An 11,603-nucleotide genomic window follows, 5' to 3' on the forward strand; every position below is an offset into this window, starting at 1 on the left:
AAAGTCGGTCATGGCTCCGATCGTGTCAGACCACTCTGGGCGCGGCGAAGGCGTACGTGGTCGAGCCGCTTGATCAGAGCGCGGGCGCAGCTGACGGAAGGCCTTCGAAGCGCCGGTGTCCAAGAAGTCGGCGACCGCCGCGGCCATCTTCTCGCCGCTACCTGACACGCGGCGACAGCTACGTCCACTGACAACATGAGTGGACGGACCCTTGCCACGAAGGTGTGCGGGGGCGGACAGTCAGGTCGTGTCGAACCGTTCGACGCCCATCGGGTTCGGGTACGGGATGACTGCGCTGTCCAGTGCACGAACGACAGGCGTCAGGATGTGGGCCAGCTCGGCGAGCTCGGACTGGATGGCGCGCAGCGGTGCGGTGGCGAGCTGGTCGGTCGACTCTTCGATTGCGACGTGCAGCGCAGCTCCCGTCTCGGTGATTTGGCCGGTGTCATCGAGGACACCGCGCTCGTGGAGTCGGCCCACCGCAGCGATCCAGTCGTCATCGCTCCATCCTCGAAACGGCTGCACGGTGTCGACCGGCGTCCCCGTGTGTGCCAGTCGCACGACGTGCGCGTCACACGGACCAATTTCCAGCGCGGTCAATGCAACGAGGTGTCCATCGCCGCGGTGCTCACGCAGCAGCGTCGCAGCGTGCCACAAGGCCAAGTGCGGCTTCGTCGGCATCTCAATCGTGAGATTCGCCGCGAACATTGGCCGCCGATCGTCGGCCACCGCCTCGGCGGCGCGCCGCACGATGAAGGCGGCGCGCTTCAACTGGGCTCGGTCATTCGGGAGCTCATGGGCAGTCCACGCCCGGTCGATTCCGTCGAGCCGCGCTGCCAACGCATCAGCGGGTGAACAGCGCGTCCAGATGTCGGGCACGGCGCGGTCGACGAAGCTCGGGTGGAAGCCGAAGAACAGCGCGGTCACGGCGCCCGCACTGACAGCGCCGAGCGGGGCGGCGCGCCCGCCGAAGTAGCCGCGCCAGAACCCGGGGAGGCCCGCATCTTCGAACGCCTGCTGGCACTCAGGGGCGAAGTAGGTGATTGCATGAACCGGCTCAATCAACGTCCACAGATGACGTTCGGGCGAGTCGGTCACCGCCGTGTCCATCAGGCCCCAACTCGACGCGCTGCCAACCAGAAACCGGTTCCCGCTCGCGCAGTGCGACCCTGCCACTCGCCCGGCAACGCCTCGAGCACGTCAGCAGCAGGCAGGTGAATCGGCGTCTGGTCTCCAAGTGTGTTGACCCACAGAATCGAACCTCCGGGCCGCAAGATGCGATCGACCTCGTTGGGGAACAGGATCATGTTGATCATCAGCACCGCGTCGAACGTGTCGTCGGCGAATGGCAGCGTCGTCGCGTCGGCCTGCACCCGCGGCGCCAGCTCGCCCGGCGCATACGACAGCATTCCCATCGACAGGTCGCTACAGATCAGCGAGCCGACCCGCCCGCTCAGGACGCGTGCTCCCGCGCCCGTACCGGCGCCGAGTTCGAGCCAGTCACCGCTGAGCGGAATCCCACCGCGATCGAGCCCATCCTCCACGGGCGCACGCTTCGTCGGGTCAACGTGTCGCTCCGACCATTCGGCCGCCATTCCATCGAACAGTTCGGCCATGTTCGTCGCGTTTGTTGGTCGCCACTCGCCGCCGAACGCCATCAACCGGGTGATCTTGCGAATCGGATGGTCTGGCCCGGCGAATGGCTCAGGGTCACTGGCGTCGGGATGGTTGGCTAACTGCTCAAGCACGTTCCCATCCTCGCAGCAGCGTCAATTCCGCGACGAAGTCCAGGCGGCGCCGGGTGAGGTCGACAACGTCGCAATGACAGCCGCGCCAGGCGTGATGTCGAGTGCCTGCCGTGTCACGTCGGTCGATTCACGGCGGCGAAGGTCACCGCCGCAGCGTGGCCGACATTGAGCGAGTCGACGTTCGCCGCGATCGGAATCCGCACGCGGTGCGTCGTGTTCTGGATCGCGATGTCGGTGAGCCCGGGCCCCTCAGCACCGAACACCACAGCCAAGCGCTCAGGCGCCGCCATCTCCCAGACGTTGGTTGCGTCGGCAGCAGGTGTCATCGCCCACGTCTCAAATCCCAGATCGTGGAGTGTGTCGAGCGCATCTGGCCAATCATCGTCGGCGACTCGCGCGGTCGGCATATGCAGCACTTCGCCCATGCTGACGCGTACCGTGCGCCGGTAGTACGGGTCGGTGCAGTTGGGGCTGAGCACCATGCCGTCGAACCCGAAGGCTCGCGCGGCGCGTGCGATGGCGCCCACGTTCTGGTTGTCGTTGAGTGCCTCAAGCACAGCGAGCCGCGTCGCAGTCGCTGCGAGCTCGGACACCGCGGGATAGGGCTTGCGGTTCCCTGATGCGAGCACGCCGCGGTGCAGGTTGAACCCGACGATGCGTTCCATCACCTCGTGGTCGGCAACGAAGACGGGAACGCCGGCAAGCTCACGTCGTTCGAGGTACGGGAGGAACCGCTTCACTCGGGTTGGGCCGAGCAGCACCGACCGGAGCTGGTGACCCGAGTCGATCAGACGATCGATGGCCATGTATCCCTCGGCCATGAAGAACTCGTCGCCCTCCATTGCCGTGCGTATCGGCTGGTTGTTCAACTCGCGATAATCGGCCAAGCGCGGGTCGTCGGGGTCCTCGACGATGATTGGGGCGTGGACCTGCTCGCTCATGACGGGTGACGGTACGCCCGGCAGCTCGCGAGTGGCGCGATTCCTACTGGCCCGTGAAGTTCGGCGTGCGCTTCTCGACGAACGCGGCCGCTGCTTCGCGGTGATCGGAGGTGCCCATGGACAGCACCATGTTGGCGGCTTCGGCATCGAGCGCTGTCTCGACGTCACAGGTGATCGCGCGGTTGAGGTTTTCCTTCATGTAGCGCATGGCGATGGGGGCCCGGTCTGCGAGTCCTCGACACCAGTCGAGGGCGGCTTGGTCGAAGCCGTCGTCGGCAAGCACCTGATTGACGATGCCGAGGTCGCGTGCCTCGGCAGCCGTGAGGCGTGGCGAGGTGAAGTACAGCTCCTTGGCCTTTGCGGTGCCAACGAGCTGCGTGAGGAACCAGCTGCCGCCGAAGTCGCCGGACGCGCCGACATTCGCGAACGCCGGGACAACGAGGGCTCGCTCGGCAGCCAGGCGGATGTCGCAGGCCAGCGCGATCGACATGCCGGCACCTGCTGCCGCGCCGGGGATTGCGGCGACGACGGGTTTCGGGAAGCGGTGCAGCGCGAGCGAGACCTGCTTCTGCAGGCGACGCAGCACGTCGGTGCCGGTCTGGACGCTGCCACCGCGACGCGGAGCCGCGCCGGGCTGGTGGCTTTCGTGCATTCCCTTCACGTCGCCGCCGGCACAGAACGCGCCGCCGTTGCCGGTGACCATCACAACGCGCACGTCGTCGTCTTCGGCCAGCGTCGGCAGGACCCGACTGAACCCCTCGTACATCGCGTCGCTGAGCGCGTTACGCCGCTCGGGTCGGTTGAACGTGATCACGCCGACGTGTCCGTCAATGTGGGCGAGCAGGTCAGTGGTTCCGGTATCGAGTTCGCGCGTCATGACGCGAGCTTGGCAGCACCGATCATTCCGCTGCGAACCGCGGCGCAGCTTTGATCAGCAACACGAACGTGACCCGGACGGTCATGCTGCTCGGTTATCCCGCTCGTTGGGCTCAGCGCACGGCGATGGCGTTGCGCTGGCGCTCGCTGTCGGCGGTATCGGGGCGCCCGCGTGCGATGGTCACCTCACCATGTACGGCCAACCGCTCCGCGTCGGCTTCGGCCTGCGCCTGGGCTGCGTCCACGATGGGTTGCATGCACGCGGCGTAGGTCGCGTCGTAGGGGCTGCCGACCGTTCCGCCGAAGTGAGTTTCGAAGTGGAGGTGGGGTCCCTTGGCGTTGCCGGTGCTGCCCACGTAGCCGATCACCTCGCCCTGCAGCACAAAGCGGCTCTCGCCTTCGAAGCTGTCGAAGTGGGCGTAGTAAAAGGTGTTGCCGCTTGGGCTGTTCAGCCACGCAGCGTTGCCGCCGAGCCGGTTCTGCTTGAAGTTGATGTCGCCTGACTGTGCGGCGACCACGGGGGTGCCGCGATCAGCGATCATGTCGACGCCTTCGTGACGGCGCCCACCGGAGCGGCCTGCGCCCCAGCTGTCGACGAATTCACTACCCGCAGGAATGGGACACGTGATCGCGCTGTCGGCACCGAGCGCACCGGTCGCTGCAGCAGTGACGAGCTGAGGAGCAGCTGCAGGGCCTGTGGCGGATGCCGAGTGGCTGAGCGCTGTTGGCATCAGCGCCGTCGTGGCGACGGCGACCGCGAGGCTGCCGAGGAACTGGGAGCGGGAGATCATGGCGAGATATTACGGTTGCGTTACGAACATGTGTCGGCGGGGTGACGGTGACTCGTGTCTCTCCCTCTCTCCCTCTCTCCCTCTCTCCTCTCTCTCGGCGCTCCAGTTCTGTGGCGAAACCGGACGCACCGTCAAGCTGTCGTCAGGAAACCCGACAGAAGCTTCAGTTCGGTCTCAATCTGCCGTATGCCTGGTGTGCGTCAACGCAAGGGGATCGATCGACAATCAGGATGGTCCTTCCCCGTGCGGACGACGGCTGTCTTCCTCGTTGTGGCGTCGCTCTCGATGGCAGTCCTCGCGTACGCGGGCCTTCGAGAGATACGCACGATCAACCAGGATCACTCCGAAATCCGGGTCGACCGAGCTGCACGCGCTGCGGCAGCTTTGTTTCAACAGGACCGTGGCGAGTTCGTGCTCGAATGCGATGCGGCTGGTTCGCCCCAGAAGATTCAGATCGACTCGGCGGATCGCCTGCAGCCGAGCGACTCCTTTGACGCACTCGTCGACTCGATCTCATCGGTGAACCAAGGTGCTGCGAACCTTTTCCGCTACGACCCGTCCAGCGGCTCCTTCGACAGAATCGCCACCAGTTTCACGGATGAAGCGGGTGGCCGAATCGGCGGCTCGCAGGTTGAGCCAGGGCTGATTGTCGAGGGCCATCCCGCGTACGCGGACCTGGTCACGACCTCGCCGTACATCGGCGAGGTGCCGGTTGCCGGACGGATGCGCTTCGCGTACTTGACGCCCATCCTCGATGCCGATGCGGCACTCATCGGCGTCCTCGCCGTCGATGTCGGATTGGTGGACGATCTGAACAGGATCGATGCACGCGTCGTGAACCGGGTTGCTGTCGCGGTGCTCGTGTTGCTCGGAGCCATGGCGGTCGCCGGCATCATCGCGATGTTCCTCGCGTTCAGGCCACTCAACCGGTTGATCAAGGTGGCCCACGACGTCGGCTCCGATGACGGCCCCGACACGGTTCAACTCACCGAGCGACGCGACGAGATCGGGTATCTCGCGCAAGGCCTCGCCAAGGTGGTTGACCTGCAGCGCGACCTGGCGCATCGCGCCTACAACGACTTGCTCACCGGGATCCCCAACCGAGCGGCGTTCATGCGCGAACTCGAACGCCGCTTCAGCCTGTTCGGGCCAGGCGACAAATCTGACGCTCACGGCTTCGCGCTGCTGATCATCGACCTTGACGGGTTTAAGGAAGTCAATGACGGCCTCGGGCACCAAGCGGGTGACGAGCTCCTGATGTCACTTGCTGATTCGCTTCGCTCAGAGCTGCAACCGGGTGAGTTTCTCGCTCGCCTCGGCGGCGATGAGTTCGCCCTGCTCACCTCGGTGGGCGTGGCTGATGTGGCGGCGGTGCAGCGAACAGCCGATCGTGCATTGCAGAGCCTGTCGGGTGTTCGTCAGACGCAGAGCGGCGAGACCAGCGTCACGGCGAGCATCGGCATCGCGCTGATTCCGGAACACGGAATGACGTCCGAGGTCGCGATGAGCCATGCCGACCTCGCCCTCTATGCAGTGAAGCGCGATGGGCGCGGCCATTCGCGCATCTATGAATCCAGTCTGTCGTCGCCCATCCAGCGACGGATGCATCTGGCCACCGAGCTGCGGCGTGCTCTCAAGAACAAGACCGTGCGACTCGAGTACCAGCCCATCCTCGAGGCCAACACTGGTCGGATCGTTCGTGTCGAAGCGCTGGCGCGGTGGACGCACGAGGTTGAAGGCGAGATTCCTCCTCGTGAGTTTGTTCGAGTCGCAGAGAACGCCGGACTGATCAACGAACTTGGCGACTACGTGATCGACCAGACGTGTGCTCAGATCGCCAGTTGGCGAGAGCGCGGATTCACCCCGCCGATCGTCGCGGTGAATGTCTCGACAGCGCAGCTGTGGCAGTCGGACTTCGTCGATGCCGTGCGGGCACGTCTTCGTCGTCACGGCGTGGCACCCCAGGAGTTGTGTCTTGAGCTGACCGAAAGTGTGCTCATTCAGCACGAACATGCGCAGCACCGCCATCTGCTCGACAAGCTGGTGGAACTGGGCGTCCACCTGTCAATCGACGACTTTGGGACCGGGTACTCCTCGCTCAGCTACTTGCACGACCTCCCCGTGCATCAAGTCAAGATCGACCGGATGTTCCTTGCCCGCTCGGCCAACAACGACAAACGCGCGCAATTGTTCGCGGGCATCGTGTCGCTGGCGCACAACCTGGGCCTGCAGGTCGTTGCCGAAGGCGTCGAGACCAGCGCCGAGTTGGAATTGGCCCAACTGCACGGGTGCGATCTTGTACAAGGGTTCCTCCTTGGCGGCCCGATGTCTGCTGAAGCGGTCTGTGCCCGTTTCGGTGCCGTGAACGTGAACTGGTCCGCCTCAGCCCTGCTGCGAGTTTGAGCGATGCCTTGCGTTTGGCTGGATCCTTCGCGAGAATCGAACACATGTTCTTGCAGGGGTCGCTTTTCGGGTTGTGTGCACCAGATGTCGACGCCGACTTTCTCGAGGCCCAGCGCGTCGAACTCGACGCCCGGTCATGGATCGACTTCACGCCTGGCTGGCTGAGTGGCGCCGACGGCGTCTTCGACGGGTTGCTCGACCAACTCGAACTCCGACAACGGACCAACATCGCCATGTACGACGCGGTGGTCGCGGAGCCACGGCTCACGGCGTGGTGGCACGCTGACGACTACCCGGCGGGAGGGCCGACGCCACTCCTCGATGACATCCGTCAGTTGCTCACGGCTCGATATCACCGTCCGTTTGATTCGATCGGATTCAACCTGTACCGCGATGGCAACGACTCGGTTGCGTGGCACGGTGATCGACACCGCAAGTACGTCACCGATCCCATCGTCGCCATTTTGAGCGTCGGTCATCCGCGACCGTTGAAGCTGCGTCAACGGCGTGACAAGGGAGGCAGTGGAGCGTCGCGTCGTTGGGACCTCGGCCACGGTGATCTGTTGGTCATGGGCGGCGCCTGTCAACACGAATGGGAACACTGCGTCCCGAAGATGCGCCGCGGAGTCGGGCCGCGCATGTCGATCACCTTCCGTCACGACACGCGTTAGTTCTACGCTCGTGGGGTGAGCCACGACGTCGTCACCTCCGCGCAACTCGAGTTCTACGAGACAAACGGCTACCTCCAACTCGAGTCGTTCGTCGATGCAGCGTGGATGGCAGAGCTGCGCTCGGCGTCAGATGAGTTTGTCGAAGAGAGTCGGCGGCTCGCCACGTCGAGTCGTCGATTCGATCTCGAAGCAGGGCATTCGGCTGCCACGCCGCGACTCCGGCGACTGGTCTCGCCCGTCGATCTGCACGAGACCTTCCACCGTCTGGCGTTCGAAGGACCAGTGGCACAACTCGCCATGGCCATCCTCGGTGGTCCGGTGCGGTTCCATCACAGCAAACTCAACTACAAGTGGTCGGGCGGGGGTGAGGAGGTGAAGTGGCACCAGGACATTCAGTTCTGGCCCCATACCGACTTCACGCCACTGACAATCGGCGTGTACCTCGACGACGTCGACGACGAGATGGGCCCGATGGGCGTGCTTCCCGGTAGCCATACCGGGAAGCTCTACGACCTGTACAGCGCGGAGGGATCGTGGAGTGGCGCAATGCGTGACGACGACATCGCAACGCTGCCGATGGAGGACATGGCATGGCTGCAGGGTCCGGCGGGCTCGGTCACGGTCCACAACTGCTGCATGGTGCACGGTTCGATGCCCAACCACTCAGATCGCCCACGGCCACTGCTCTTGCAGACCTACTCGGCGCTCACGAGCTACCCGGTACTCGGCATCGGTGCGAATGGTGTTGACGGTGCGTACAGCGGGCGCATCGTGGGCGGCACTCCAAGTCAGGATGTCACGGTGCAGGGCCGCGCGATGCGAGGTGCGCCTGACTGGCGCAAGCAGGGCCCGCCGACAATTTTCGGGAGCCAGCAAGCCGACAGTTGACGCTGCCCGCTCGGATTGCCCGGCAGGGCTGAACGATCAGCGTGCAAAGACCTGCGAGTCGTCGGCAAACGCCTTGAACTCGAGGGCGTTCCCCGACGGGTCGAGCAAGAACATCGTCGATTGTTCGCCAGTTTCGCCGGCGAAACGAGTATGCGGTTCGATGACGAAGATCGTCCCCGCGTCCCGCAGGCGACTGGCCAACGCCTGCCAGTCGGCCGGGCTCAGGAGAACACCAAAATGCGGGACGGGAACCTCGTCGCCATCGACCGGATTGGTGATGCGTGGCGTAGCCGTCGGGGAAAGGTGGGCCACGAACTGATGCCCGAACAGGTCGAAGTCCACCCAATGTTCTGCTGAGCGGCCTTCGGGGCAGCCGAGGAGCTCGCCGTAGAACGAACGGGCGGCTGCCAAATCATGGACCGGCATCGCCAAGTGGAAGCGGGCAAGTTCGGGCACTGCTTGGCTCGGATTGGCTCAGGCTGGAAGGGCGTAGGTGCCCTGTGCGGTTGCGGTGATCCGGTCCTCGTCGTCGTCGCACCAAATGCGCACGGTGCCGACAACGTTTCGACGGCCCGCCTTGTCGAGCGTTGCGCGTGCCCACATGTTGGTGCCTTGCGCTGGTCGGACGTATCGAATGGAGAGCTCCGAGGTGAGCGCCATCGGTTCGATTCGTCCGATCGCTCCGAACGTGAGATACCAGAGCGCCGCGTCGGCCATGCCGAACTGTGTCGGGCCCGAGATGAAGCCACCGGGTCTGAGCGCATCCTGGTCGGGCATCAGGTGCGCCAGCGCAAAGTCTGGTCCGACCGCTGCACATCGACTGCCCATGCCGCTGAACTCTTCAACGAGCATCGCGTTGATCGCATCGACAGTGGGGAGTTCGCTCATCGACCGAACCGTAGCGGGGGCGGTCGCGCTGTCCGATACGTTGCACCAATGATCTCTGGCATCGACCACGTTGTGCTGTGCGTCAGCGACGTCGAGCGCTCGGTGACGTGGTACCGCGACCACCTCGGTCTCGTGGCCGAGCGGTTGGAAGAGTGGCGCGCTGGTGCTGCGCCGTTTGTCTCGCTCCGAGTCGACGCCGCCACCTTGATCGACCTTCTCGCTGACGAACCGTCGGGACGCAACGTTGATCACGTCGCGTTCGTGACTGATCGGTCCGGCTTCGATGCCTTCGTGGCCACCCATGCCGACATCATCGAGATGGGTCCGGCCTCACTGTTTGGTGCGCGCGGCCAGGGCGACGGTGTCTACGTCCGTGATCCCGATGGTCATCGTGTCGAGGTCCGCACCTACTGAGTTGCAGCTGACGCGCTGCTGAGAATCGGCTGCTCGCTGTTCGGCGGAGCGGGGCGGTGTGTCAAGGTGGGAAGATGGACGGGTCACCGAATCGCCTCGCCGTCGTCGGAGCCTCCCTCGCAGGTTTGCGCGCCGCGGAGACGCTGAGCCAGCGCGCGCCCGACACTGAGGTGGTGGTCATCGGAGCCGAGCCGCACCGTCCGTACGACCGGCCGCCGCTGTCGAAGAAGCTGCTGTCGGGTGAGTGGGAACCTGACCGGATTCAACTTCGGCCCGCTGACTCGTTTGACGAACTCGACGTCGAATGGCGGTTCGGGATCGCGGCAACACGGCTGGAACCGGCAGCGACGGGTACCGGTGGGCGACTCCACCTCAGTGACGGTTCGCATCTCGAAGCGGAGGGCATCATCATCGCCACCGGCGCCTCACCGCGGCGTCTGCCGGGTCAGTCGCAATTCGGTCACGTCCATGTGCTGCGCACGCTCGACGACGCCATGGCTGTTCGGGCTGCGATCCGTGCGGGCGGGCAGCGCGTCGTGGTGATTGGTGCGGGTTTCATTGGCCTCGAAGTTGCGGCGATCGCAAAGCAGCTCGACAATCAGGTCACCGTGATCGAAGGGGCCACCGCTCCATTGATTCGAGGCCTCGGCGAAGAGATGGGCGCAGCAGTTGCGGACGTTCATCGTGCTCGTGGCATCGATGTGCGCTGTGGTGTTCAGGTCGAATCGTTGACCAAGACCGGTGTGCAGCTCGCCGGGGAACACCTCGATGCCGATCTGATCGTCGTCGGGATCGGTGTGGTGCCCGCAACTCAATGGCTGGACGACAGCGGGCTTGAGTTGCGCGATGGCATTGTCTGCGACGAGACGTTGCGTGCCGCGCCCGGCATCTATGCAGCCGGCGACGTCGCGCGCTGGCCCAATCCGTTGTTTGACGAAGAGATGCGTGTCGAGCACTGGACGAATGCGGCCGAGCAGGGTGCGCTGGCCGCGAACAATCTGCTCGACGTGGCTGCAGGTGAGACACCGGCGTCGTATGGACCGGTTCCGTTCTTTTGGAGCGACCAGTTTGATCAACGGATCCAGTTCTTGGGCCGATCGAGTCCCGACGACGAGGTGATCGTCGCTGCCGGGTCCGTCGCTGAGGGCAAGCTCCTCGCGCTCTACGGACGTGGCGGCAAACTGCACGGAGCATTCGGGCTCAATGCTCCTCGCTGGGTGATGCCGATGCGCAAACAGCTCCTCAGCCAAGTCAGCCTCGATGACGCTTTGGCGTTCGTGGCAGCGCTCCCGTGATCGGTCAGTCGGTGCTTGGTGGCGACTGACCGCCGGTCGCGGCGGCGATTTGGTCGGTGCTGAGGAAGAGTTCGCGACCAACAGTTTCCAATGTTGCTGCTCCTTCTTCGGAGACGGCGGCGTCTGCGATCGCGGTCAGCAGGAGCTGGCGGACTGGGCTGCTTGCCTCCTCGCGGAACTTTGCGACCTGCTCGCGCACATCGCGGGGAAGGTCGCCGGCTGGAGTGTCGCTGAGGTGGGCCCGCAAGGTGTCGCGTAGCTCGTCGTGCAATGCAATCGTCGACGGCACAATAAGTTCACCAACGTCGCGGAGGTGCTGCTGATGTCCGCACCGTCGACAGCGCAGCATTGGCCGCGGCGCTTCCATTGCGCGGATCGACTTGCCGAGCAGGATCCGGTGGCGCGTGATGTCGAAGCGTTGGTGGAGGCTCACGTATCCGCAGTTGAAACAGTGGCAGCGCAACGTCTCACCTTCGGTGAACTGCTCGCCGACCCGCCAGAGGGCGCGCGACTTGACCAGCTTGATCGTCTCCTCGTACTGCTGGTTGAACTGCTCGTTCAGACTCATCGCACCGCATTCTCCCACCGCCATCCCCCTCACACCCCGCCCCAGACCGAAAAATGAGGGCTCAGGCTCGCTGAGCGCACATTTTCCTGCATATTTCGGTGGCTCGGTGGCTCGGTGGCT

13 protein-coding genes are annotated in these 11,603 nt (G+C 64.5%); 5 read left to right on the forward strand and 8 right to left on the reverse strand.

The window, feature by feature from the left end:
• Window positions 1–240 precede the first annotated feature (240 nt).
• The 5 genes from ACH2DW_RS14535 to ACH2DW_RS14555 form a co-directional block, all read right to left on the reverse strand.
• Entirely contained in the window at window positions 241–1,098 is an 858-nt protein-coding gene (locus tag ACH2DW_RS14535; protein WP_394930464.1) for a hypothetical protein, read from the reverse strand.
• A gap of 11 nt (window positions 1,099–1,109) precedes the next feature.
• Window positions 1,110–1,748, reverse strand: a complete 639-nt coding sequence (locus ACH2DW_RS14540; RefSeq protein ID WP_394930465.1) for a class I SAM-dependent methyltransferase — start codon at window positions 1,746–1,748, stop codon at window positions 1,110–1,112.
• 113 nt (window positions 1,749–1,861) lie between these two features.
• Window positions 1,862–2,689: a TrmH family RNA methyltransferase gene (locus ACH2DW_RS14545; RefSeq protein WP_394930466.1), complete on the reverse strand. Its 828-nt coding sequence runs from the start codon at window positions 2,687–2,689 to the stop codon at window positions 1,862–1,864.
• A gap of 43 nt (window positions 2,690–2,732) precedes the next feature.
• Window positions 2,733–3,566, reverse strand: a complete 834-nt coding sequence (locus ACH2DW_RS14550) for an enoyl-CoA hydratase (protein WP_394930467.1) — start codon at window positions 3,564–3,566, stop codon at window positions 2,733–2,735.
• A gap of 112 nt (window positions 3,567–3,678) precedes the next feature.
• Entirely contained in the window at window positions 3,679–4,356 is a 678-nt protein-coding gene (locus ACH2DW_RS14555) for a M23 family metallopeptidase (RefSeq protein ID WP_394930468.1), read from the reverse strand.
• Between the two features lie 243 nt (window positions 4,357–4,599).
• On the opposite strand from ACH2DW_RS14555, the gene ACH2DW_RS14560 reads away from it, so the two are divergent.
• Genes ACH2DW_RS14560 through ACH2DW_RS14570 form a run of 3 tightly spaced genes read left to right on the forward strand, consistent with a single transcriptional unit; the run spans window position 4,600 to window position 8,318 of the window.
• Entirely contained in the window at window positions 4,600–6,759 is a 2,160-nt protein-coding gene (locus tag ACH2DW_RS14560; protein WP_394930469.1) for an EAL domain-containing protein, read from the forward strand.
• A 44-nt stretch (window positions 6,760–6,803) separates the two neighbouring features.
• Window positions 6,804–7,430, forward strand: a complete 627-nt coding sequence (locus ACH2DW_RS14565; RefSeq protein WP_394930470.1) for an alpha-ketoglutarate-dependent dioxygenase AlkB — start codon at window positions 6,804–6,806, stop codon at window positions 7,428–7,430.
• Between the two features lie 15 nt (window positions 7,431–7,445).
• The gene (locus ACH2DW_RS14570; RefSeq protein ID WP_394930471.1) at window positions 7,446–8,318 is read left to right on the forward strand and encodes a phytanoyl-CoA dioxygenase family protein; all 873 of its coding nucleotides are present in this window, start codon (window positions 7,446–7,448) and stop codon (window positions 8,316–8,318) included.
• Window positions 8,319–8,354: 36 nt separating this feature from the next.
• Here ACH2DW_RS14570 and ACH2DW_RS14575 read toward each other — a convergent pair whose 3' ends face one another.
• Window positions 8,355–8,744, reverse strand: a complete 390-nt coding sequence (locus tag ACH2DW_RS14575) for a VOC family protein (protein ID WP_394930476.1) — start codon at window positions 8,742–8,744, stop codon at window positions 8,355–8,357.
• A 48-nt stretch (window positions 8,745–8,792) separates the two neighbouring features.
• Window positions 8,793–9,206, reverse strand: a complete 414-nt coding sequence (locus ACH2DW_RS14580) for a PaaI family thioesterase (RefSeq protein WP_394930472.1) — start codon at window positions 9,204–9,206, stop codon at window positions 8,793–8,795.
• A 48-nt stretch (window positions 9,207–9,254) separates the two neighbouring features.
• On the opposite strand from ACH2DW_RS14580, the gene ACH2DW_RS14585 reads away from it, so the two are divergent.
• Complete coding sequence (locus ACH2DW_RS14585) at window positions 9,255–9,620, forward strand: VOC family protein (RefSeq protein WP_394930473.1); 366 nt, start codon at window positions 9,255–9,257, stop codon at window positions 9,618–9,620.
• Between the two features lie 74 nt (window positions 9,621–9,694).
• Window positions 9,695–10,915, forward strand: coding sequence for an NAD(P)/FAD-dependent oxidoreductase (locus ACH2DW_RS14590; RefSeq protein ID WP_394930474.1), 1,221 nt, complete (start codon window positions 9,695–9,697; stop codon window positions 10,913–10,915).
• Window positions 10,916–10,919: 4 nt separating this feature from the next.
• Here the strand turns inward: ACH2DW_RS14590 and ACH2DW_RS14595 are convergent, their stop codons facing one another.
• Window positions 10,920–11,483 (reverse strand): hypothetical protein, encoded by a 564-nt coding sequence (locus tag ACH2DW_RS14595; RefSeq protein ID WP_394930475.1) that lies wholly within the window; start codon window positions 11,481–11,483, stop codon window positions 10,920–10,922.
• Window positions 11,484–11,603: the final 120 nt, after the last annotated feature.

It is taken from the genome of uncultured Ilumatobacter sp. (assembly GCF_963980585.1).
Classification (GTDB): domain Bacteria; phylum Actinomycetota; class Acidimicrobiia; order Acidimicrobiales; family Ilumatobacteraceae; genus Ilumatobacter_A.